20 protein-coding genes are annotated in these 21583 nt (G+C 51.0%); 14 read left to right on the top strand and 6 right to left on the bottom strand.

What is annotated here, in order from left to right; translation table 11 throughout:
• The first annotated feature begins 160 nt into the window (after positions 1–160).
• From EOE67_RS18860 to EOE67_RS18880, 5 genes are all read left to right on the top strand, one after another.
• Complete coding sequence (locus EOE67_RS18860) at positions 161–1402, top strand: nucleoside permease (protein ID WP_127700889.1); 1242 nt, start codon at positions 161–163, stop codon at positions 1400–1402.
• Positions 1399–2361: a hydroxypyruvate isomerase family protein gene (locus tag EOE67_RS18865; protein ID WP_164852437.1), complete on the top strand. Its 963-nt coding sequence runs from the start codon at positions 1399–1401 to the stop codon at positions 2359–2361. Before EOE67_RS18860 ends, EOE67_RS18865 begins: the two co-directional genes overlap by 4 nt.
• A 123-nt stretch (positions 2362–2484) precedes the next feature.
• A complete protein-coding gene (locus tag EOE67_RS18870; RefSeq protein WP_127700891.1) occupies positions 2485–4176 on the top strand; it encodes a GMC oxidoreductase in 1692 nt (563 codons plus the stop codon).
• A 1-nt stretch (position 4177) separates the two neighbouring features.
• Positions 4178–4813: a gluconate 2-dehydrogenase subunit 3 family protein gene (locus EOE67_RS18875; RefSeq protein WP_127700893.1), complete on the top strand. Its 636-nt coding sequence runs from the start codon at positions 4178–4180 to the stop codon at positions 4811–4813.
• Between the two features lie 51 nt (positions 4814–4864).
• Complete coding sequence (locus EOE67_RS18880; RefSeq protein ID WP_206099665.1) at positions 4865–5668, top strand: 3-keto-disaccharide hydrolase; 804 nt, start codon at positions 4865–4867, stop codon at positions 5666–5668.
• Positions 5669–5730: 62 nt separating this feature from the next.
• On the opposite strand, the gene EOE67_RS18885 is transcribed toward EOE67_RS18880, so the two are convergent.
• The 3 genes from EOE67_RS18885 to EOE67_RS18895 all read right to left on the bottom strand — a co-directional run bounded on the left by EOE67_RS18885 (position 5731) and on the right by EOE67_RS18895 (position 8260).
• Positions 5731–6432, bottom strand: a complete 702-nt coding sequence (locus EOE67_RS18885) for a sulfite exporter TauE/SafE family protein (protein ID WP_127700895.1) — start codon at positions 6430–6432, stop codon at positions 5731–5733.
• Between the two features lie 244 nt (positions 6433–6676).
• On the bottom strand, positions 6677–7456 hold the full coding sequence (locus EOE67_RS18890; protein ID WP_127700898.1) for an SDR family NAD(P)-dependent oxidoreductase: 780 nt from the start codon (positions 7454–7456) through the stop codon (positions 6677–6679).
• An 87-nt stretch (positions 7457–7543) separates the two neighbouring features.
• Positions 7544–8260 (bottom strand): FadR/GntR family transcriptional regulator, encoded by a 717-nt coding sequence (locus EOE67_RS18895; RefSeq protein ID WP_127700900.1) that lies wholly within the window; start codon positions 8258–8260, stop codon positions 7544–7546.
• Positions 8261–8631: 371 nt separating this feature from the next.
• Between EOE67_RS18895 and EOE67_RS18900 the strand changes: the two genes are divergently transcribed.
• The 4 genes from EOE67_RS18900 (at position 8632) to EOE67_RS18915 (ending at position 13218) form a co-directional block, all read left to right on the top strand.
• Positions 8632–10260: a sodium:solute symporter gene (locus EOE67_RS18900; RefSeq protein WP_127700902.1), complete on the top strand. Its 1629-nt coding sequence runs from the start codon at positions 8632–8634 to the stop codon at positions 10258–10260.
• 113 nt (positions 10261–10373) lie between these two features.
• Positions 10374–12389, top strand: a complete 2016-nt coding sequence (tkt, locus tag EOE67_RS18905) for a transketolase (protein ID WP_127700904.1) — start codon at positions 10374–10376, stop codon at positions 12387–12389.
• Between the two features lie 278 nt (positions 12390–12667).
• Positions 12668–12916, top strand: a complete 249-nt coding sequence (locus tag EOE67_RS18910) for a type II toxin-antitoxin system ParD family antitoxin (protein ID WP_240652881.1) — start codon at positions 12668–12670, stop codon at positions 12914–12916.
• Positions 12916–13218 (top strand): type II toxin-antitoxin system RelE/ParE family toxin, encoded by a 303-nt coding sequence (locus tag EOE67_RS18915; RefSeq protein WP_127700909.1) that lies wholly within the window; start codon positions 12916–12918, stop codon positions 13216–13218. Before EOE67_RS18910 ends, EOE67_RS18915 begins: the two co-directional genes overlap by 1 nt.
• Positions 13219–13404: 186 nt before the next feature.
• Here EOE67_RS18915 and tal read toward each other — a convergent pair whose 3' ends face one another.
• The gene (tal, locus tag EOE67_RS18920; protein WP_127700911.1) at positions 13405–14361 is read right to left on the bottom strand and encodes a transaldolase; all 957 of its coding nucleotides are present in this window, start codon (positions 14359–14361) and stop codon (positions 13405–13407) included.
• Between the two features lie 139 nt (positions 14362–14500).
• Here tal and EOE67_RS18925 point away from each other — a divergent pair, with 139 nt between their 5' ends.
• From EOE67_RS18925 to EOE67_RS18940, 4 genes are all read left to right on the top strand, one after another.
• On the top strand, positions 14501–16201 hold the full coding sequence (locus EOE67_RS18925) for a ribulokinase (RefSeq protein WP_127700913.1): 1701 nt from the start codon (positions 14501–14503) through the stop codon (positions 16199–16201).
• Positions 16198–16905, top strand: coding sequence for an L-ribulose-5-phosphate 4-epimerase (locus EOE67_RS18930; RefSeq protein ID WP_127700915.1), 708 nt, complete (start codon positions 16198–16200; stop codon positions 16903–16905). Before EOE67_RS18925 ends, EOE67_RS18930 begins: the two co-directional genes overlap by 4 nt.
• A 54-nt stretch (positions 16906–16959) precedes the next feature.
• Positions 16960–18489, top strand: a complete 1530-nt coding sequence (araA, locus tag EOE67_RS18935) for an L-arabinose isomerase (protein ID WP_127700917.1) — start codon at positions 16960–16962, stop codon at positions 18487–18489.
• A 247-nt stretch (positions 18490–18736) separates the two neighbouring features.
• Entirely contained in the window at positions 18737–19324 is a 588-nt protein-coding gene (locus EOE67_RS18940) for an HAD family hydrolase (protein WP_127700919.1), read from the top strand.
• 18 nt (positions 19325–19342) lie between these two features.
• On the opposite strand, the gene EOE67_RS18945 is transcribed toward EOE67_RS18940, so the two are convergent.
• The gene (locus tag EOE67_RS18945; RefSeq protein ID WP_127700921.1) at positions 19343–19741 is read right to left on the bottom strand and encodes a type II toxin-antitoxin system VapC family toxin; all 399 of its coding nucleotides are present in this window, start codon (positions 19739–19741) and stop codon (positions 19343–19345) included.
• Positions 19738–19968, bottom strand: a complete 231-nt coding sequence (locus tag EOE67_RS18950; RefSeq protein WP_127700923.1) for a ribbon-helix-helix domain-containing protein — start codon at positions 19966–19968, stop codon at positions 19738–19740. Before EOE67_RS18950 ends, EOE67_RS18945 begins: the two co-directional genes overlap by 4 nt.
• Positions 19969–20275: 307 nt before the next feature.
• Between EOE67_RS18950 and EOE67_RS18955 the strand changes: the two genes are divergently transcribed.
• Positions 20276–21577, top strand: a complete 1302-nt coding sequence (locus tag EOE67_RS18955) for an aldose epimerase family protein (protein WP_240652880.1) — start codon at positions 20276–20278, stop codon at positions 21575–21577.
• Positions 21578–21583 lie beyond the last annotated feature (6 nt).

A 21583-nucleotide genomic window follows, 5' to 3' on the forward strand; every position in this document is an offset into this window, starting at 1 on the left:
AAACCGTAGGGCGTACTCACCCGCAGGGTAGTACGCCGTCGGGCGGCAATTTGCAATCGGATTGTGGCGTACTGCCGCTGACGCGGCGAGTAGCGCCCTACGATGGTAAGTAACTATATAAAACTAAAAATAACTATCAAAAAATAACAGGGGGACGACGATGGACAGCATAAAAATACGCCTCAGCAGTATGATGTTTTTGCAGTTTTTTATCTGGGGGGGCTGGTTTGTCACTTTAGGTACTTTTTTAGCGCAAAACCTCAACGCCGACGGTCCGCAAACCGGCATGGCGTTTTCGACCCAATCCTGGGGTGCCATCATTGCCCCCTTTATCATCGGTTTGATTGCTGACCGTTATATCAATGCTGAGCGTTTGTTGGGCGTGTTGCATCTGGTCGGTGCGGTGCTGATGTACCTGATGTATCAAGCCACTGATTTCACGACTTTTTACCCGCTGGTGCTCGGCTACATGCTGGCTTATATGCCAACGCTGGCGCTGGTCAATTCGGTGTCTTTTGGTCAGCTGAAAAAACCGGAATTAGAATTCGGCCAAATCCGGGTGTGGGGTACTGTTGGCTGGATTGCCGCCGGTCTGGTAATTAGTTATCTGTTTGGCTGGGATGCCCAAAGCGCCATCGCTGCCGGCATGCTGAAAAATACCTTCCTGATGTGTGCAGTTGCTTCATTGGCGCTAGGCCTTTATAGCTTCACGCTGCCAGCCACGCCGCCAGCTGGTAAGGGTTCCGAATTAAAACTGGGGCAACTGCTGGGTCTGGACGCGCTGGCGATGCTCAAAGATCGTAACTTTGCGCTGTTTTTCCTGTCATCAATTCTGATTTGTATTCCACTGGCGTTTTATTACCAGAATGCCAATCCGTTCCTGACGGCTGTTGGTGTGGAAAATGCCACCGGTAAAATGACGCTGGGCCAGGTGTCTGAAGTGTTATTTATGCTGGCTTTACCGGTGTTTTTAAATCGGTTTGGCATTCGTGTCACTTTATTACTGGGCATGGCTGCCTGGGTGCTGCGCTACGTGTTATTCGCCTATGGTGACGCGGGTTCAGGTATGTGGTTGTTATTGATTGGTATTGCACTGCACGGTATTTGTTATGACTTCTTTTTTGTCTCAGGCCAGATTTACACCAATAGCAAAGCCGGTAGTACTTACAAAAGTGCTGCGCAGGGGTTAATCACGCTCGCGACTTACGGTATCGGCATGCTGATTGGCTTTAGTGTCGCCGGTCAGGTGACGGCTGCTTACACCACAGCTTCCGGTCAGGATTGGCAACAAATCTGGTTGTTCCCGGCGTTATTTGCTGGTGCGGTATTGGTACTGTTTGCGCTGATCTTTAAAAACGAAACTGTGGCTGTCACTGGCGAAAAATCAGGGAAATCAGTATGAGCTCACCACTGTTCACCCATGAATTGGCAGAACCGCAATTACCAAGAAGGCAATTGCTGAAACAACTGGCTGCTGGCGGACTGACTGCTGGTGTTCTTGGTAGCAGTTTGTTGCAGAGCCAAGTGTTTGCGGCAACTGCTGATCAGGCGACCACCGGAAGTAATGCAGTGGCCGCAAACGCTCCACTTAAAGGCAATATCCAACATTCGGTCAGTCGTTGGACTTACGGTGACTTATCAATTGAAGCTTTGTGTCAGCTGGTGAAAAAGCTCGGTTTTGCCGCCATCGATTTAGTCGGCCCTGCGGACTGGCCGGTGCTGAAACAATATGGCATCGACTCATCAATGTGTAATGGCGCTGAGTTGAATCTGGTCGACGGCTGGAGCAACCCACAGTTTCACGAAGAGCTGATTAAACGTTATCGCGCGCACATCGATTTAGTTGCTGATGCTGGTTACAAAAACCTGATTTGTTTCTCCGGCAACGCCAAAGGCATGGACAGAGAAACCGCGCTGCAACATGCAGTCAAAGGTTTGTCGCAAATTCTGCCGCAGGCGGAAAAGCGTGGTGTGGTACTGCAGATGGAGCTGTTTAACAGCAAAGTCGATCACCCTGATTATTTGGCGGACAGTTCTGCCTGGGGCATCGAGCTTTGTAAGCGACTGAAATCAGAAAACTTTAAGCTGTTGTATGACATCTACCATATGCAAATTATGGAAGGTGACATCATCCGCACCATCCAGGATCAGCATCAATATTTTGGCCATTACCACACCGCAGGTGTACCGGGGCGGCATGAGATTGATGATAGTCAGGAGCTGAATTACCCCGCCATTGCCCGCGCGATAGTGGCGACCGGTTTTAAAGGCTATCTGGCACAGGAGTTTATTCCAACGCCAACCACGCCGGAGGGCAGAGTGTTATCTCTGGCGCAGGCGGTGCGGATCTGCGACGTCTAGCAGATCCGAACGCCCCGGTTTGGGAGAGCAGGGGTAGCAAGGATTGGTAATAAACCATAATTAAAACAATGAATATTAGAGCCGGATAAATGCAAGAACGACGGCTATAACAGGGTGCAAGCGATGACAACTGCAACGAATCATTACGACGCTATCGTGGTCGGCTCCGGGATCAGCGGTGGCTGGGCAGCAAAAGAATTGACCGAAAAAGGCTTAAAAGTGCTACTGCTGGAACGCGGTCGTAATATTGAGCATATCAAAGACTATACCAATGCTTTTAAAGAAGCCTGGGATTATCCGCACCGCGACCGGCCAACGGAGCAGAAAAAGCAGGATTATCCGGTGCTTAAACGCGATTATCCGCTCAATGAAAGCACCTTTGGCATGTGGGCCAATGAAAAAGAAAACCCTTATGTCGAGAAAAAACGTTTTGATTGGTATCGCGGTTATCACATGGGCGGCCGTTCGTTATTGTGGGGTCGCCAGAGTTATCGCTTAAACGAAGCTGACTTTGAAGCCAACGCCAAAGAAGGTATCGCTGTTGACTGGCCGATCCGTTATGCCGATTTAGCGCCCTGGTACGATTATGTGGAACGTTTTGCCGGTATTTCCGGTAATCGTGATGGTTTGGATGTGCTACCCGATGGTCAATATTTGCCGGCTATTGATTTAAATATTGTTGAAAAAGACGTGGCGGCACGGATCAAAAAAGCCTTTGGCGGCTCGCGGCATCTGATTATTGGCCGTACTGCCAATATCACCAAACCAATGCCGGAACAGAACCGCGTTAATTGCCAATACCGGGCCAAATGCTGGTTGGGCTGTCCGTTTGGCGCTTATTTCAGTACACAGTCCTCGACTTTACCGGTGGCGATGAAAACCGGCAATTTAACGGTGCGGCCTTATTCGATTGTGACGCAAGTGCTGTATGACAAAGACAAAAAGCGCGCCCGTGGCGTGGAAGTCATCGACAGCGAAACCAATCAAACGGTCGAATTCACCAGCAAAATCATTTTCTTAAACGCATCGTCATTTAATTCGACCTGGATCTTAATGAATTCCGCCACTGACGTCTGGGAAGGCGGTTTGGGTAGCAGCAGCAATGCGCTGGGCCGCAATGTGATGGATCACCATCTGAATGCCGGTGCCTGGGGCGAAGTCGAGGGATATCAGGATAGCTATTATTCTGGCCGTCGGCCGACTGGTTTTTATGTGCCAAGGTTTCGCAACTGGGGCAGCGATAAACGTGATTATTTACGTGGTTTTGGTTATCAGGGCGCGGCCAGTCGTGAGAATTGGCGCCGTGATGTGGCTGAACTCAGTATTGGTGCTGATTTAAAAGCAGCTTTGACTGAACCTGGTCGTTGGACCATTGGCATGGGCGGTTTTGGTGAAATGTTGCCGCACCACGACAACCGGATTTTTCTGGATCGCACCGTGAAAGATAAATGGGGTTTACCGGTGCTGGCGATGGATGTGGAGCTTAAAGACAACGAAATCCGCATGCGCAAAGACATGATGAATGATGCCATTGAGTTTTTCGAACAAGCCGGCGTTAAAAATGTGCAGGGCTATAACGGTGATTACGGCCCGGGCATGGGCATTCATGAAATGGGCACAGCCCGGATGGGAAGGGATCCAAAAACCTCAGTGCTCAACGGCAACAATCAGGTGTGGGATGCGCCGAATGTGTTTGTGACCGATGGCGCCTGTATGACCTCGGCATCGTGTGTCAATCCGTCGTTAACTTATATGGCCTTAACTGCGCGCGCCGCCAATTTTGCGGTCGAAGCGCTGAAAAAAGGGGAGCTGTAACATGGAACGTCGTGAACTGTTAAAAATGATTGCTGCTGCGACTGGTATGGCGTTTGTCGGCGGTGAAGTCTGGGCGGCGGGTCTGAATAATCTTGCCAGTTCAGCCGCTATGCCGGGCCGCAAGTTATTCAGCGTCAGCGATATCGCGCTTTTGGATGAAATTGCTGAAACCATTTTACCAAAAACGACCACGCCCGGTGCTAAAGACGCTGGTTGTGGTGCGCAGATGGCGACGCAAATTAACGACTGTTACAACGCGACTGAACAGGGCTGGTTTGTTGATGGGTTAAAGCAATTACGCGCTCGCAGTCAGCAAGACTTTAAGCTCGATTTTATGCAGCTTTCCAAAGAACAACGTCATCAGTTACTGGTAAAACTGGATGCGGAAGCCAAAGCGCGAAATGCACAGATTTATGCAGCGGCCAATGATAGTACCAACTCTCGTAAGAGTAGCAGTGCCAATAAAGCTGTCGCGGATAACACACCGCATTATTTTACTTTGCTAAAGCAACTGACCTTGTTTGTGTTTTTTACCTCCAAAGTCGGGGCGACCGAAGTGCTGCGTTATTCGGCGATCCCTGGAAAATATGAAGGGGCGTTGCCGTATAAAAAAGGCGATCGCGCCTGGGCGACCTAAAGCGACCACAAGCCGACGAACTTTTTCTGACTGAATATAGGTAAGCTACTGATGATCAATAACAAAATTTTCTGCTTGGGCTTTAGCCTGTTGCTTAGCGGCAACGTGCTGGCCAGTGATTTTCCACCTGCGGCTGAAATCGCTGCGATGACCGATCAGCAGCGCCATACGCTGGCTGCAAAAACGGAAGTCTGGACGCCGGTGCCTGCAGTGGTCAAAGTTGCCGCAGCCCAAGCACCACAAGCGGCACCTTCTGATGCGCTGGTGTTACTCGGCGCAACCAGCGCTGATTTAACGCAGTGGCGCTCGGTCAACAGTGGCAAAGCCGCCGAATGGTCACTTCAAAACGGCGAAATGACGGTAAAACCTGGTACCGGCGATATCCGGACGGTCGAGAATTTCTGTGATATTCAGCTCCATTTGGAATGGCGCACCACCAAAGCTGATCCGGCCAAAACCGGTCAAGCACGCAATAACAGCGGGATTTTCCTGCAGGATAAATACGAAATTCAGATTTTAGATTCGTATCAGAATGCGACTTATCCGAATGGTCAGGCCGGTTCGGTATATAAACAAACCATACCGCTGGCCAATGCGATGCGTCCTGATGGGCAGTGGCAGCAATACGACATTATTTACCGTGCGCCGCGTTTTGAAGGAAACAAGCGGTTAGCGGCAGGTTTTGTCACGGTGCTGCATAACGGCGTGCTGCTGCAAAACCATACCGAAATTCTCGGCACCACCGAGTGGATTGGCCCACCGCAACAACCAGCGCATGGCTGTGCGCCGCTGAAGTTGCAGGATCATGGTGATAAGGTCAGTTTTCGGAATATCTGGGTACGGAAGTTAGATTAAATGACCTGGCTGGTAGCGTTGAGTTAAAGCGCTGCCAGCCGCTTGTTTATAACTCTTGTTGCTTACTGGAGCAACGACATCAACCCGGAGGCAAAAGCCACGGTCAGGATCATCTGCCGCAAGCTGCGGGCATTAATATGCCGCCCGACCAGATCCGACAACGCCCATCCCAGCAAGAGTGCCGGGACCGACTGCGCAAATAACACCAGATCGGCCCAGCCGGACATGCCGCTCAGCCAGAGCACAATCATGCCAAAGATATTGATATATAAGAAGAACATACTCAAATGTGCATTACGCAGTGGCGGTGGTGCATGTTGATACAACAAGCCCATCGGCGCGCCGCCTGCCGAGGTGGTGGTGCCCATAAAACCTGAGAGCATACCGGCGATTAGATTATTGCGTGGACTGAGTTTCGGGTGCGCGCCAATCAGCGACAACAGCACGGCGATGATCATCAAAGCGCCAAATAACATCCGGTATTGCGACACCGCCAGGCTTGACATCAGCACCGCCGCCGCTAGTACACCAACACTACCACCGGTCAGTGCATATCCGGTTTGCCGCCATTCTAAAGATCGGTGATTACGAATCGACATCAGCAGCGTCAGCAACAAAGCGTTGAGGATCATCGGTCCTGGTACATAGTGTGGCGCCAATAAAAACAGCAAGGGGGCGCTGAAAAATCCCAGCCCAAACCCGAGCAAGCCTTGCAGGCAGGCGCCAATCAGCAGGATCAGATTTACCAGAACTAATTCAATCAAACAGCGACTCCGATCGGCTGGTTAGCAAGCAATATCAATCTTAAAGCATATTATAATACTAATTAGCAAGTTGCTGCTACAGTTGATAAAAAAAGCAGAAATTATTGAAGTTGCTGGAAAAGCATCCGCTTTGGTTGCTGTGGCAAGGCGTGGTTCGGTGGATAATAAAGAAAATTTGTGCCCAACTTCATCGATGAGCCAGGTTGGCGGCCAACAACCCTACAACTTCAAGGATGAAGGGTATTTACACCCAGCCGCCATCGACAATCACCGACTGCGCCGTCAACATCCGGCTATCGTCGGCGGCCAGAAACAATGCCATATCGACAATATCATCCGGCAGTAGCGGTTGTTTAATCGCCTGCTGACTTTTGATTTCTTTGACGGTGTTGGCATCAAGCCAGCGCGCCAGTTGCCGCTCAGTCATGACCCAGCCGGGGATCAAGCTGTTGACCCGGATCAGATCTTCGCCATAACGACCGGCTAAAGTACGGGTCAAGCCTTCAATACCGGCTTTAGCTGTGGTGTAAGCCGGCATACAACTTTGTTTGAGGCGCCAGCTAATGGAACCTAAGTTAATAATGCTGCCGCCACCCAATTGTTGCATCTGCGGGATCACCGCTTGTGCGGCAAAAAAATAGTGCCGTAAATTCACCGCAAAGCGGTCATCCCAATATTCAACGGTGATTTCTTCGGCCTGGTGGCGGGTGTCATCGGCAGCGTTGTTAATCAACACCGCAATATTGCCAAATTGCTGTTGCGTCTGAGCGATGCAGGCTTGTAAGGCCGGAATGTCCCGAATATCACAAGGCATAAACAGCGGGGCAGTGCCATCGCCCTGGCGAAGCCTTTCGACCAAAGCGTTGCCTGCGTCAACAGCAATATCCACAAACGCCACTTTCGCGCCTTGCCAGACAAAACGTTCCACCATGCGCTCACCGATGCCGGTGCCACCACCACTGATAAAAACCACTTTATCCCGCAGTGTCGGGTAATTGGCTTTGTGGGTCAGTTGTTGCTGCATTGCTGTTCCTACATCTTTTGTCAGGCTACGACTTCCGTCACGGTGCTATTGGCTATCAGCGCAGATGGTCGTGGTATGGGGTAATTTTTAACCTTGTTTTTTGATTTCGAGCTCGATAAAGGTTTTTGCTTCATCGATCAGGTATTTCATCAAATTTCTGGCCCGCTCCGGCTGGCGGTTGCGGATCGCGGTGTAGATTTTAGCGTGATCGTCAGCCACCGCTAAATCGTTGGCTTTAGCTGGCGTGGTGTGTTGAATACTGACGTTCAGCGCCGTACTGATAAAGTCGCGCAAGTGCGAGAAAAACCGGTTGCCGCTGGCAAACAGGATGCTGGTATGAAAGGCCAAATCCGCGTCATGCATGCTGCCGCTGGGATCGTTGGCGGCAGCTTTCATCGCTTCAACGGCTTTGCCAATTTGATCAATATCTTCATCCCGGCCAAATTCTGCGGCCAGTGCGGCAGCTTCCGGCTCGATCGCCAGGCGCATTTGCAAAAATTCTTTGAGGACATATAAAGAAGGGCTGCTGCTCAGCAACCATTTTAATACGCTGGTATCGTACAAATTCCAATTGGAGGGTTGTTCGACACTGATACCCTGGCGTGGCCGTGATGAAATCAGGCCTTTGGCAGCCAGCATTTTGACGGCTTCGCGCACCGCGGTGCGGCTGATGCCATATTCTTCACACAACTGGGCTTCTGTCGGTAAGCCAGATTCACAGCTATATTCGCCAGCGACAATGGCGCGGCCCAGCTCGTTGGTGACCTGCTCGGACAGATTTAAATTTTCGATGATGCGACCCATGTTGGCTCCTGAATTCCGCTATTGTCTGTCATATTAACATATGTTTGACGCAAAACCTGACAGCGGTTTTTAAAGCTATCAGCATCCTGCCAAGGTGCATAAAAACCGCAGAAAATTCAAGCCTTAAAGCGAAAAGTCGCAGAATAAGTTCCGTAAAAAGCTGGTGCATACCACACAGCCACCAAGCAGATTGCAGCGGGCCGCGTTTGATCTTCAGCATAAATCTTTGCCATTGCGCACATTCTGTGCGGTTCCCCCCCTTCTCAATAGACATATTGTAATATAATATGCTTTTACAACAATAACGCGCGTCCAATGCCGGTGGCTACCGCTGAAGGCATCACGATGTGCCCAAGCTATGGACGAAGGATATGATGCAACTCAGTACGTTAGATTATCTGGTGCTGGTCGGATTTTTGGTTTTGATGGTCGCAGTGGTGTGGTACTCGATGCGGCAAAAGGAAGAAGATACCGCCGATTATTTTCTGGCCGGGCGTAACGCCGGTTGGTTGGTGATTGGGGCGTCGATTTTTGCCTCGAATATCGGTTCGGAACATTTGGTCGGATTGTCAGGCTCTGGCGCAGCCTCGGGCATGGCGCTGGCGCACTGGGAACTGCAATCCTGGATTATTCTGCTACTAGGCTGGTTGTTTGTGCCTTTTTACTGGAGTAGCAAGGTCTACACCATGCCGGAATTTCTGGAGCGGCGCTTTAACGCGCAGTCGCGCACTTTCCTGTCGGTGATTTCGTTGATCAGCTACGTGCTGACCAAAGTGGCAGTGACGGTATACGCCGGTGGCGTGGCATTTCAATCCATTTTGGGCATTGATACGATCTGGGGCATCGATTTTTTCTGGATATCCGCCGTCGGTCTGGTGTTAATTACCGGACTTTACACCGTGCTCGGCGGCATGAAAGCCATTATGTGGACCTCCGTTTTACAAACGCCGATTTTGATTATTGGTTCTGTCGTGATAGTGGTGGTTGGCCTCGATAAAGTCGGTGGTTGGGCTGAAGTCGAACGCATTAATGGCGCCAATATGCATTTAATGCGTGCCACCACCGACGCTGATTTCCCTTGGCCTGGCATTATTTTTGGCTCCTTTATTATCGGTTTTTGGTATTGGTGTACCGATCAATATATTGTGCAACGGGTGTTGTCGGCCAAAGGTATTCAAGCGGCTCGGCGCGGTGCTATTTTTGCCGGTTATTTAAAACTGCTGCCGGTATTTATCTTTTTGGTACCTGGTTTAATCGCCCATGCGCTGCAGGTCAAAGGCATTATTTCTTACGATAGCCCGGATCAGGCGTTCCCGACGCTAGTGGCGGAACTGCTGCCTTCTGGTGTGAAAGGTATTGTGATTGGTGGCTTGCTGGCGGCACTGATGAGTTCGCTGGCGTCGTTGTTTAACTCGTCCGCTACGCTTTTTACCATTGATTTTTATAAGAAATATAAACCTGAATCGAGCGAGCTGCATTTATTAAAAGTCGGCCGTATTGCCACAGTAGTGGTAGTGGTGCTGGGGATTTTGTGGATCCCGGTGATGAGCCTGATTGCCGACGTGTTGTATGAATATCTGCAAAGTGTGCAGTCGCTGATTGCGCCAGGCATTGCTGCGGTCTTTATGCTCGGTATTTTAAGTCGGCGCATTACGCCAACGGCCGGTTATGTCGGTTTGGTCAGCGGTTTTGTGCTTGGCATGATCCGGTTGGTGTTGCTGCCGTTTCGCGACTCGTTGCACGGTGGCCCGCTGGCCTGGATTGTTGAAATGAACTGGTTGTATTACTGCGTGCTGCTATTTGTGGTGGTCTGCGCGGTGGTGATTTTACTGAGTTTCGTCACCAAAGCGTCCAGCGACGACAATATTCGCGGCCTGACGGTGCGAAGTCTCGGCAAAGACACCTGGAACGATGTGCGCCAGGGGCTGGATAAATGGGATTACATCCATACCGGCGTTATTTTGGGGATCACCGCCTTTATTTATTACCGGTTCTGGTAACGGAGCCTGTCCGGCGAGCTCGTCGGTCTTATTTTCGAGCCGCAACAGACTGTTGCGGCTAAAGCTTCCTGATCGTGGCTAATTCAAACCAAAGTTTTTTATAGGATTTAAAGATGTCAGCAACAAATCAATTAGCCAATGCGATCCGCGTGTTAGCGATGGATGCAGTACAACAAGCTAAATCCGGTCATCCGGGCGCGCCGATGGGGATGGCCGATATTGCGACCGTGCTGTGGCGCGACTTTTTACAACACAATCCGGCCAATCCAGCCTGGCCGAATCGCGACCGCTTTGTTCTCTCCAATGGCCATGGTTCGATGCTGCTGTATGCGCTGCTGCATCTGACCGGTTACGACCTGTCGCTGGCGGATTTAAAGAACTTTCGCCAGCTGCATTCGAAAACACCGGGTCATCCGGAATATGGTTACACCCCGGGCGTAGAAACCACTACCGGGCCGTTAGGCGCTGGTATTGCCAATGCGGTGGGGATGGCGATTGCGGAAAAAACTTTGGCGGCGCAGTTTAACCGGACTGATTTAGCTTTGGTGAATCACTTCACCTATTGTTTTCTCGGCGATGGTTGCCTGATGGAAGGGCTGTCGCATGAAGCCTGTTCGCTGGCCGGGACTTTACAACTGGGTAAGCTGATTGCTTTTTGGGATGACAACGGCATTTCCATTGACGGTCACGTCGAAGGCTGGTTTACCGACAATACGCCAGAGCGGTTTAAAGCCTACGGCTGGCAAGTGATTGCCGATGTCGACGGCCACGATGCTGTGGCGATTGCCGCGGCGATTCGTCAGGCGCAGGCCAATACCAGCCAGCCCACACTGATTTGTTGTAAAACGGTGATTGGATTTGGCTCACCCAACAAAGCCGGTACCCATGATTGCCATGGCGCGCCTTTGGGGGACACTGAAGTGGCCGCGGTGCGGCAGCAACTGGGCTGGGATTATCCGCGTTTTACTATGCCGGACGATATCGCAACGGCCTGGAATTGCGTGGCGGCTGGTGCCGACAGGGAACAAGCCTGGTTGGCGTTGTGGCAACGGTATCAACAGGCGCAGCCGGAATTAGCTGCTGAATTTGAACGCCGGGTGCTTCAACGTAAATTGCCGGAGAATTTTGCGGCTAAAGCTGATTTGTTTATTCGCGACTGTCAGCAAAAAGCCCAGCAAAAAGGCCAGAGCATCGCCACCCGCAAAGCTTCACAAAACAGTATCGAAGCATTTGCTGCGATATTGCCGGAATTGCTCGGCGGTTCAGCCGATTTAGCCGGTTCAAACTTGACGTTATGGCCAAACGCCAAAGCCTTACATCTGGCGGCCGATGGCAATTATCTGCATTACGGCGTACGCGAATTTGGTATGAATAGCATCATCAATGGCATCACCTTGCATGGTGGTTTTCTGCCGTTTGGTGCGACTTTCCTGATGTTTATGGAATATGGTCGCAACGCGCTGCGGATGGCGGCGCTGATGGGCATTCAAAGCATTTTTGTATTTACCCACGACTCGATTGCGCAGGGCGAAGATGGCCCTACCCATCAGCCAATAGAGCAGCTGGCTAATTTACGGTTGACGCCAAACTTATCGACCTGGCGCCCGGCCGATGCCACCGAAACCGCCGTCGCCTGGCGTCATGCCATTGAACGGCAAAATGGCCCAACGGCTTTGGTATTTAGTCGGCAGAATGTGGCACCGGTGGTGAATATGGCGATTGATCCGGCGTTGATCGCCCGCGGCGGTTATATTCTGCGTGGTTGTCAGGGCGCGCCACAGCTGGTGCTGTTGGCGACCGGCGCTGAAGTGGAGCTGGCATTATCAGCATACCAAACGTTGAGCAGCGAAGGTTATCAGGTGCAATTGGTATCGATGCCAAGTACCGATGTGTTTGATGCGCAGGATTTGGCGTATCAGGCAAACGTGCTGCCATTAACTTCGCCAGTGCTGGCGATTGAAGCTGCACATCGCGATTTTTGGCATAAATACGTCGGCCGCAACGGCGCGATCATCGGCATGCACAGCTTCGGCGAATCCGCACCAGGCCCGGTGTTGATGGAGCATTTTGGGTTTACCACCGAGAAAGTGGTTGCAAAGGCACGGCAGTTGTTGGAATTAGCAGTTTAAAAGTAGGGCGCGACTCGCCGCAGGCAGTCCGCCGCATTTAATATCCACCACCCACGATAAGTTTGCCCATGGCGCACTACCGCTTACGCGGTGAGTGTCGCCCTACGATCTGTTGAAATTGAATAATCATTTGATATTTAACTGCAATTTTCCGTTCAACCACTTAAAATTGGACCATGGCGACCGCGCTTATGCGACCTCCACTAGATTGATTCTCTAAAAACGCATGGTATGATATTGTCATACTGTTGAGGCTTGAGGAGTATCTGAAATTGAGTATGCATCGGAAAACCATCACGCTGACTGAGCAGCAAGACAATTGGGTGAAAACCCAAATTGAGAGCGGACACTACGGCAATGATAGTGAATATATTCGCGATCTTATCCGACGAGATCAGCAGGCTCAAGAGCGTCTTACGTTACTGCGAAATGCCCTGATTGAAGGTGAGTTAAGCGGGGAGCCGAAACCGCTCGATATGGCGGCTGTCAGGGCCGCAGGCCGGCTGCGGCTGAAGGCGTCCAGCTAGTGTTCAAGTTGAGTATCACGCCGAAAGCAGAATCAGACCTAATTGGAATTTGGGTCTATAGCTGTGAAGCATGGGGTGTGGAGCAGGCCGATAAATACCTGGACCAGCTGGAAAAGGCCATGAAACAGCTCGCCGAACATCCGGCTGTTGGTACCGACTACGCCCATGTGCGTCCTGGATTTCGTCTGTTGCCGGTCGAGCATCACTCAATATTTTATCGGGTATGTGAAACCGAAATCCTCGTGGTTCGGGTTCTGCACGAGGACATGGATGCACCACAAAGGTTAATGGATTTGTGGTAATACAATTTCAGGGTTCATTAAGTTCGTTTTATCACTCAGCCACTGTAAATTGAATTGAACCATGGCGCACCTAACGCGGTGAGTGACGCCCTACGCAAGGTTATGTTTTTAAATAAAAAAGTAGGGAGCTACTCGCCGCGTCAGCGGCAGTACGCCGAATGGTCATTTAAGCCTTCACGCTGCATCTCAAACTGCTTTCAACAACTCCTCCAGCTTCTGCTGATCGGCTGCAAACTGCCGAATGCCTTCCAGCAATTTATCCGTGGCCATTGGGTCTTCCAGCATTTGCCAGCGAAATTCTGCTTCGGTTAATGCGCCGGGCACCTCGATAAAAGGTACATCTGCGTGCAGCTGGCGGATGACAGGTTGATGGCTGTCTGCTAATTCGGCCAGCAAATTCGGGCTAATCGTCAGGCGGTCACATCCTGCAAGTTGGCGGATTTCTTCGGTATTTCGAAAACTGGCACCCATCACAATGGTGGGGTAACGATGTTGTTTAAAGTACTGATAGACCTTGCGCACAAACTGCACACCTGGGTCTTGGGCACCAGAAAAATCTGCGTCAGGCTGTTGTTTTTTATACCAATCTAAAATGCGTCCAACAAAAGGTGAGATCAAAAAGGCACTGGCTTCGGCACTGGCGCGGGCCTGGGCGAAGCTGAAAATCAGCGTTAAGTTGCAGCGAATGCCTTGTTGCTCCAGCACGCGGGCGGCCTGAATGCCTTCCCAGGTGGCGGCGACTTTAATCAGCACCCGGCTGGTGTCGGCACCTTGTTGTTGGTACAGATCCAGCAACTGATGGGCTTTTTCGATGGTCGCCATGCTGTTAAACGACAGCCTCGCATCTACTTCAGTCGACACATAACCCGGTACCTGTTGCATCAGTTGGTGGCCAATCAGTACCGCCAGTTTGTCTGCGGCAAGCGCTATACGCTGCGCTTGAGTCCCATTCGCCAAAGTGCTGGCGGCAAATTGCAGCGCTTCTGTGGCCAAATGTTGATACTGGCTTTGTTCAATTGTTTTTAAAATCAACGATGGATTGGTGGTGGCATCTTCCGGCTGGTATTGCGCAATCGAGGCGAAATCGCCGGTATCCGCTACCACTGTGGTCAGTTGTTTCAGCTGGCTTAACTGGTCAGTCATAGATAATTCCTTATGTGATCCCGATAATTTTATTGTCATATAAAAATATATTCAGATATAGGCTTTACAGTCATTTAATGGTGATATTATCATACAATTAATTTGTAGGTCATCTTGAAGCTGTCGGGAACTCAAAAATATGTCGCATTACGTGATTGGACTGGATTACGGCTCGGACTCGGTTCGGGCTTTATTGGTCGATACCGCCGATGGCCGTGAACTGGCGAGCCATGTGGTGAACTATCCACGCTGGGCGAAAGGGCTGTATTGCGCGCCGCAGTTGGATCAATTCCGCCAGCATCCACAAGATTACTTAGACGGTCTGGAGCAAGTGCTGCAAGGCCTGTGGCTACAAGCGCCGGCTGGCAGCGCCGCCAAAGTGATTGGTTTAAGTGTCGATACCACGGGTTCAACGCCGGTCGCGATTAACCAAGACGGCGTGGCACTGTCGTTATTGCCAGAATTTGCTGAAAACCCGAATGCGATGTTTGTGCTGTGGAAAGACCACACCGCAGTGGAAGAGGCGGCGGAAATTACAGCTGCAGCTAATGCGAACGCTAACATCAATTATCTCAAATTTATGGGCGGCATTTATTCCTCCGAATGGTTCTGGGCCAAAGCGCTGCATGTGCTGCGGCAGGACCCGCAAGTACGCGCTGCGACTTATAGTTTTGTCGAACATTGTGACTGGATCACCGCTGTGCTCAGCGGGACCACAGCCCCAGCTGATTTCCGGATGGGCCGCTGCGCCACCGGTCATAAAATGATGTGGCATCAAAACTGGGACGGCTTCCCGCCCAATGCATTTTTTAAAGCGATTGACCCGTTGTTAGATGGGTTAGTCGACACACTGAACCCAGACACCCGCACCTCGGATTTATGCGCTGGCCGGTTAACTGTCGACTGGGCAGAAAAATTGGGTTTACCGCGGGGCATTGCCATTGGTTATGGCGCTTTTGATTGCCATATGGGCGCAGTCGCCGCCAAGGTTCGCCCTGGCGTGCTGACCAAAGTGATGGGCACCTCGACCTGCGATATTACGGTCGCCGATCCAACACTGCTCGGCGACAAAACCGTGCCGGGTATTTGTGGTCAGGTTGATGGTTCGGTCGTACCGGGCATGATAGGCCTGGAAGCAGGGCAGTCGGCCTTTGGCGATTTATATGCCTGGTTTCGCGACCTGCTGAGCTTTCCGCTGTCGTTAGTGCCAGGTTTACCAGCCGACAGTATTGCCGCGGCCGAAGATCACATCATTGGCGCTTTATCCAAAGCTGCGGCTGAGCTTAAACCCGGCCAAAACGGCCTGACGGCGCTGGATTGGGTGAACGGTCGGCGTACACCTGATGCCAGTCAGCGCGTCAGTATGGCCATTATGGGTTTGAAAATGGGTAGCACAGCACCGCATATTTTCCGCGCTTTAGTAGAAGCCACTGCCTTTGGCTCGCGCGCCATTAATGAGCGCTTTCGTGCCCAAGGCGTGCCGGTTGATTCAATTACGGTGATTGGTGGTATTTCGAAAAAGTCGCCGCTGGTGATGCAAATTTGCGCCGATGTCTGGAACTGCGACATCGACGTGCTGGAAAGTGAACAAAGTTGTGCCTTAGGTGCAGCGATTTTTGCTGCTGTCGCTGCCGGAGCTTTTCCAAATGTCGCTGCTGCGCAAGAGGTGATGGCGTCACCGGTCTGCCAAACCTATCAGCCGCAGCCGGAGCTGGTGCCAGTGTATGACAAGTTATATGCGCAATATCAGCAGCTTGGTGAATTTGTTGAAGGACAGAGTAAGCAGCAAAGCAAGCTGAAAAACAACGCTGCAACACAAGCCGCAGGAGTATCCGCATGAGCTACACCGAATTAAAACGGGAAGTGTTTGAAGCGAATTTAGAGCTGCAAAAACGCGGGCTGGTGATCTACACCTTCGGCAATGTGTCGCAAATTGACCGTGCCAAAGGCGTGATTGCGATTAAGCCCAGCGGCGTCGCCTACGAGAACATGAGCGCCGACGATATGGTGATTGTTGACTTAGAAAACCAAATCGTAGAGGGGACTGTGCGACAGGTCATGCGACCCTCGTCCGACACCAAAACCCATACCCATTTGTACCGGCATTTTGCCGATATCGGCGGAGTGACGCACACCCATTCTACCTACGCCACTGCCTGGGCGCAGGCTAAGTTGCCGATCCCTTGTTTAGGTACTACGCATGCTGATTTTGTTTACGGCGCCGTGCCTTGTACCGCCGAGATGTCGAATGAGCAGGTGCAACGCGATTACGAAGAAGAAACCGGCGTGCAGATCGTGCGTTGTTTTGCTGAGCTGGATCCAAATGCTGCGCCAATGGTGGTGGTGGCTGGTCATGCGCCTTTTACCTGGGGCAAAGATGCCGCCAAGTCGGTGTATCACGCGGTGATTTTAGAAGAAATCGCCCGCATGGCGTACCTGACCCGAACTTTAGCACCGCAGGGTGATGTGCTCGCCCGCGCGGTGATGGACAAACACTATTTCAGAAAACATGGCAAAAACGCCTATTACGGACAAACCAAATAATTCTGGCTCGCCTGTTCAGCGGCCAGATCTGAAACTAATTTTGAGGAAATTCAAATGATTGCTACAAACTCATTCACCACCACCAAAGAAGTTTGGTTTGTCACCGGCTCGCAACATTTATACGGCCCGAAAGTACTGGCGACCGTCGCGCAAGACAGCGAAATTATTGTCGCTGGCTTAAATCAGCAAGCCGGTTTGCCGGTCAAATTGGTTTGTAAGCCAACAGTGAAAAGCCCGGAAGAAATTTTTGCCGTTTGCCAGCAAGCCAATGCCAATCCGGATTGTGTCGGCCTGGTGCTGTGGATGCATACCTTTTCGCCCGCCAAAATGTGGATCGCCGGCTTAAGTGAGCTCAGAAAACCATTTTTGCACCTGCACACCCAGTTCAACGCTGAACTGCCGTGGGCCGAAATTAATATGAATTATATGAATACCCATCAGAGCGCGCATGGTTGTCGCGAATTTGGTTTTATCGGCACCCGCATGCGCAAAGAGCGCAAAGTGGTGGTGGGTCATTGGCAAAGCCCGTTGTTGCAGGGCGATGTCAACGACTGGTGCCGCGCGGCATTAGGTTGGGCAGAAAGCCGCTCGTTAAAAGTGGCACGCTTTGGCGACAATATGCGTCAGGTGGCGGTGACTGAAGGCGATAAAGTTGCGGCGCAAATTCAATTTGGTTATGAAGTGCATGCTTATGGTCTGGCCGATTTAGCGGCGGTGGTAGATGCAGTGAACGACGGCGATGTGGCGTCGCAGCTCGATTTATATCGTCAGGATTATCAATGTCATGACAGCATTTTTACCGATGAATATGCACTCAAGATGCTGCAAAACGAAGCCCGGCTGGAACTTGGCATGCGCCGTTTCCTCGACCAGGGCGGCTTTAAAGCCTTCACCAACTGCTTTGAAAACCTGGCTGGTTTAACCGGTTTACCAGGCCTCGCCACGCAGCGCCTGATGGCGGCCGGTTATGGTTATGGCGCCGAAGGCGACTGGAAAACGTCGGCCATGGTGCGGATTATGAAAGTGATGGGCCAGGGCCGGGCTGGTGGTTGTTCCTTTATGGAAGACTACACATATAACTTCGGGGGGTACAATTTTGGCAGCCGCGATCAGGTCCTTGGCGCGCATATGTTGGAAGTCTGCCCATCAATTGCCGCCGCCAAGCCAAAACTGGAAGTGCATCGCCATACCATTGGCGTGAAATGTGACGTGCCACGCTTGTTGTTTAACGCTGCAGCAGGCCCGGCCATTAACGTGTCGCCAATTGATTTAGGCAACCGATTCCGGATTTTAATCAACGAAGTCGACGCCGTCGTACCACCAGCCGGCACCCCGGAATTACCGGTGGCTTCAGCCTTGTGGGAGCCAAGACCAAATCTGAATGTCGCAGCAGCAGCCTGGATCCACGCCGGCGGCGCGCACCATACCGTATTCAGCCAATCAGTCACCACCGACATGATGGTCGATTTCGCCGAAATGGCTGGCGTTGAAACAGTGATTATTGATGGCAGCACCAATATTCGTCAGTTGAAGACCGATTTACGGCATAGCGCGGCTTATTTCCATTTAAACCAAGGGGTTTAGTTAGGCAGACCCGCCTCGTTGCGATTGTTTAATCATCGACAGTAGGGCGTACTCACCCGAAGGGTAGTACGCCGTGATTTTTTAGCTGCAAGTTGACTGCAGATTTAATCACTTAATTACTTAAAAAATCCTTTGCTTTCAAGGGAAAAAATGGCGTACTACCCTTCGGGTGAGTACACCCTACCATCGGCAAGTTTCGCTACCGGGCGTACCGATTTAAATTCCAATGACAGTGCAGGGTAATCAATTGATCAATCTAAACCAATACCAAGCCATCATCTTTGACATGGATGGTACCCTTATCGACTCGATGCCCGGCCATGGCAAAGCGTGGCAGTTGACCTGTGAACGCTACGGTTATCCGTTTGACCTGGTGTATATGCAAAGTTTAGGCGGGGTGCCGACCGATCAAACGGTGGTGCTGCTGAACGAAAAATATCAGTTGAACCATGATATTGCCGAAGTGGCGGCGTTCAAAGCTGCGATGTGGGAACAAATGGATGAAGCGCCGGTATTGATCCCCTGCACTTTGGAAGTGCTGCAACATTACCTGCCTTCAATAAAAATTGGCATCGGCACCGGTGCTGAACGCAGCCATGCGTTAAAAATGCTGCTTCAAACCGGGCTGTTGGAATTAGTGCCGACAGTGGTCACTGCCAGCGATGTGACTTTTGGCAAACCTCATCCGGAAACCTTTTTAACTGTTGCCGCAAAGCTTGGTGTGGCACCAGAGCTGTGTGTGGTGTTTGAAGATACTGCGATCGGCCAGCAAGCAGCGCTCGCCGCAGGGATGGACTGTATTTTGGTGAAGGATGGGCAGCTGTTGTGTGATTGAGTAAGTGGTGCTGCTCATTCAATCAAACCAGTTTTCAACAGCCAGACCAGCGATGCGGGAAAACTCGCTGACATTACGTGTCACCAGTATCGCCCCAGCCGCTTTGGCACTAGCGGCAATCAGGTTATCCAGTGGGCCGATCATGCGGCCTTGTTGTTCCAAATCAGCACGCACATCGGCAGCAATTCGGGCGGCTTTGGCATCAAATGGAATAATTTGAATCACTTTTAACAGCTCATTCAGTTGATCACGTCTTTTCGCCGGCGCCTGCGATTTAGCAATGCCCGTTTCCAACTCATACAAGACAACTGCCGGGATCAACACATCACCTGGCATCTTGGCCAATAGTTTTTGATCGACCTTACCCATGCCTTTAAAAAAATAAATCAAGGTGTTGGTATCCAGCGCGTATTTCATAGAGACTCTCGCGGTATATCATCACCTTGTTCGGCACGCAGTTCGTCTTGCTGTGGAAATACTTGCCAGCTACCAGCCATCTCCCGCACCGCTAACGGCCAATCCGTATGGGACTGCTGGCGGATCAGATCCGCAATCCACTGGCTTTGCGACACCTTCGCCTCAGCCGAGGCTTGTTTGACCTTCTGGATGAGCTCGTCGTCCAGATAAATAGTAATTTGCGCCATAGGTCACCTCCAACCTTACATATAAGTGCAAGTATAATTGCGCTTATAGGGTATGCCAACCATCACTCCCAAAATTCTTAGTTTGTGGCTGGATAGCACCTTTTATTGTCGAATCTTTAAAGATTGCAGGCATTGTGCTGAACGTCGGGGCTTGCACAATCTCTGGAACCTTTGGCGATCGGCATGTAGTTGCGCTTACTCTTGGTTTTCGCAATCCCAAATAAAACTCTTGCCTAAAACCTATCAATTGTATTATAAAATTACAAAAAATAATCAAACCAACAATGTTCAAAAAACAGGGTGGACTATGACGATTTTAATGACTTTCAGCAAAGGTGCAGGTTGCCAAACTTTTCGTTTGGCTTGCCGTCCGGCATTAGCCTCGGGCAAATCTTTTTCGATGGCGATGTTGGTATTGTTGCTCTGCGGCTGTGGTCCGGCGCAGCAACCTACATCCTCGACATCAACTCAGCCAGCGGCCACGGCAACATCTTCAGCGCCATCAGCAGCAACAGCGGATCCTCAACAAGTGAAACAAATGAATAACGCAGCATTGAGTGTACAAAGCAAGGTTTTTGGCCAGTTGCCAGACGGTCGGGAAGTATCGTTAGTGACGCTGAAAAATAGTCACGGCGTCGAGCTGGACGTCACCAACTATGGTGGCATTATCACCCGTCTCATCACGCCGGATGCGAAGGGCCAGCCGGGCGATATCGTGCTTGGATATGACAATCTGCAGCAATATCTCGACAATAACCCGTATTTTGGCGCCATTATCGGCCGTTTTGGTAATCGGATTGCCAAAGGTCAGTTCGCGATTGACGGCAAAAGCTATCAGCTCGCCAATAATGATGGCGACAATCATTTACACGGTGGGGTGCAGGGTTTTGATAAAAAACTATGGCAAATGCAGCCTTTTCAGCATGCGGACAGCGTGGGTGTTGAACTCAGTTATTTAAGTGTGGATGGTGAAGAAGGTTATCCCGGTAATTTGCAGGTAAAAGTAATTTATACCCTGACCAATACCAACGAACTACAAATGCAATTTCAGGCCACCACCGACCAAACCACTCCGGTCAATTTAACCCAGCATAGCTATTTTAATCTGGCAGGCTCCGGCAGTATTTTAGAGCATCAGCTGGAAATTCCGGCGGCGCAAATTACGCCGGTTGGTGCGGGCTTAATTCCAACCGGTGAGTTGCAAGCGGTGGAAGGCACAGCTTTTGATTTTCGCAGCGCCAAAGCCATCGGCCGGGACATTGCTGCTGAGGATGCGCAGCTGAAACTGGGGCTGGGCTATGATCATAATTTTGTATTAAAAGCGACAGTGGATGACTCGTTGGTGTTAGCTGGTCGGGTATTGGAGCCAAAAAGTGGCCGGGTGCTGGAAGTCTGGACTGAAGAGCCGGCGGTGCAGTTTTACTCCGGTAATTTCCTTGATGGCAGCCTGACCGGTAAAGGCGTGCAGTATGCACATCGCAGTGGTTTTTGTTTAGAGCCGCAGCATTATCCGGACGCGCCCAATCAAAGCACTTTCCCATCGACCTTGCTCAAACCAGGCGAGACCTATTCGACGCAGATTGTGTATCGGTTTAGCACTAAGTCTTAAGGAAGG

Origin of the sequence: Rheinheimera riviphila, from assembly GCF_004005945.1 — a bacterium.
Classification (GTDB): domain Bacteria; phylum Pseudomonadota; class Gammaproteobacteria; order Enterobacterales; family Alteromonadaceae; genus Pararheinheimera; species Pararheinheimera riviphila.

What these genes read in the sequence shown, in the direction of transcription:
- EOE67_RS18945 (WP_127700921.1), bottom strand. Translation starts at nt 19,741, where the DNA reads ATGAAATACGCGCTGGATACCAACACCTTGATTTATTTTTTTAAAGGC.
- EOE67_RS18870 (WP_127700891.1), top strand. Translation starts at nt 2,485, where the DNA reads ATGACAACTGCAACGAATCATTACGACGCTATCGTGGTCGGCTCCGGG.
- EOE67_RS18910 (WP_240652881.1), top strand. Translation starts at nt 12,668, where the DNA reads ATGCATCGGAAAACCATCACGCTGACTGAGCAGCAAGACAATTGGGTG.
- tal (WP_127700911.1), bottom strand. Translation starts at nt 14,361, where the DNA reads ATGACTGACCAGTTAAGCCAGCTGAAACAACTGACCACAGTGGTAGCG.
- EOE67_RS18860 (WP_127700889.1), top strand. Translation starts at nt 161, where the DNA reads ATGGACAGCATAAAAATACGCCTCAGCAGTATGATGTTTTTGCAGTTT.
- EOE67_RS18890 (WP_127700898.1), bottom strand. Translation starts at nt 7,456, where the DNA reads ATGCAGCAACAACTGACCCACAAAGCCAATTACCCGACACTGCGGGAT.
- tkt (WP_127700904.1), top strand. Translation starts at nt 10,374, where the DNA reads ATGTCAGCAACAAATCAATTAGCCAATGCGATCCGCGTGTTAGCGATG.
- araA (WP_127700917.1), top strand. Translation starts at nt 16,960, where the DNA reads ATGATTGCTACAAACTCATTCACCACCACCAAAGAAGTTTGGTTTGTC.
- EOE67_RS18895 (WP_127700900.1), bottom strand. Translation starts at nt 8,260, where the DNA reads ATGGGTCGCATCATCGAAAATTTAAATCTGTCCGAGCAGGTCACCAAC.
- EOE67_RS18950 (WP_127700923.1), bottom strand. Translation starts at nt 19,968, where the DNA reads ATGGCGCAAATTACTATTTATCTGGACGACGAGCTCATCCAGAAGGTC.
- EOE67_RS18930 (WP_127700915.1), top strand. Translation starts at nt 16,198, where the DNA reads ATGAGCTACACCGAATTAAAACGGGAAGTGTTTGAAGCGAATTTAGAG.
- EOE67_RS18925 (WP_127700913.1), top strand. Translation starts at nt 14,501, where the DNA reads ATGTCGCATTACGTGATTGGACTGGATTACGGCTCGGACTCGGTTCGG.
- EOE67_RS18865 (WP_164852437.1), top strand. Translation starts at nt 1,399, where the DNA reads ATGAGCTCACCACTGTTCACCCATGAATTGGCAGAACCGCAATTACCA.
- EOE67_RS18900 (WP_127700902.1), top strand. Translation starts at nt 8,632, where the DNA reads ATGATGCAACTCAGTACGTTAGATTATCTGGTGCTGGTCGGATTTTTG.
- EOE67_RS18875 (WP_127700893.1), top strand. Translation starts at nt 4,178, where the DNA reads ATGGAACGTCGTGAACTGTTAAAAATGATTGCTGCTGCGACTGGTATG.
- EOE67_RS18955 (WP_240652880.1), top strand. Translation starts at nt 20,276, where the DNA reads ATGACGATTTTAATGACTTTCAGCAAAGGTGCAGGTTGCCAAACTTTT.
- EOE67_RS18880 (WP_206099665.1), top strand. Translation starts at nt 4,865, where the DNA reads ATGATCAATAACAAAATTTTCTGCTTGGGCTTTAGCCTGTTGCTTAGC.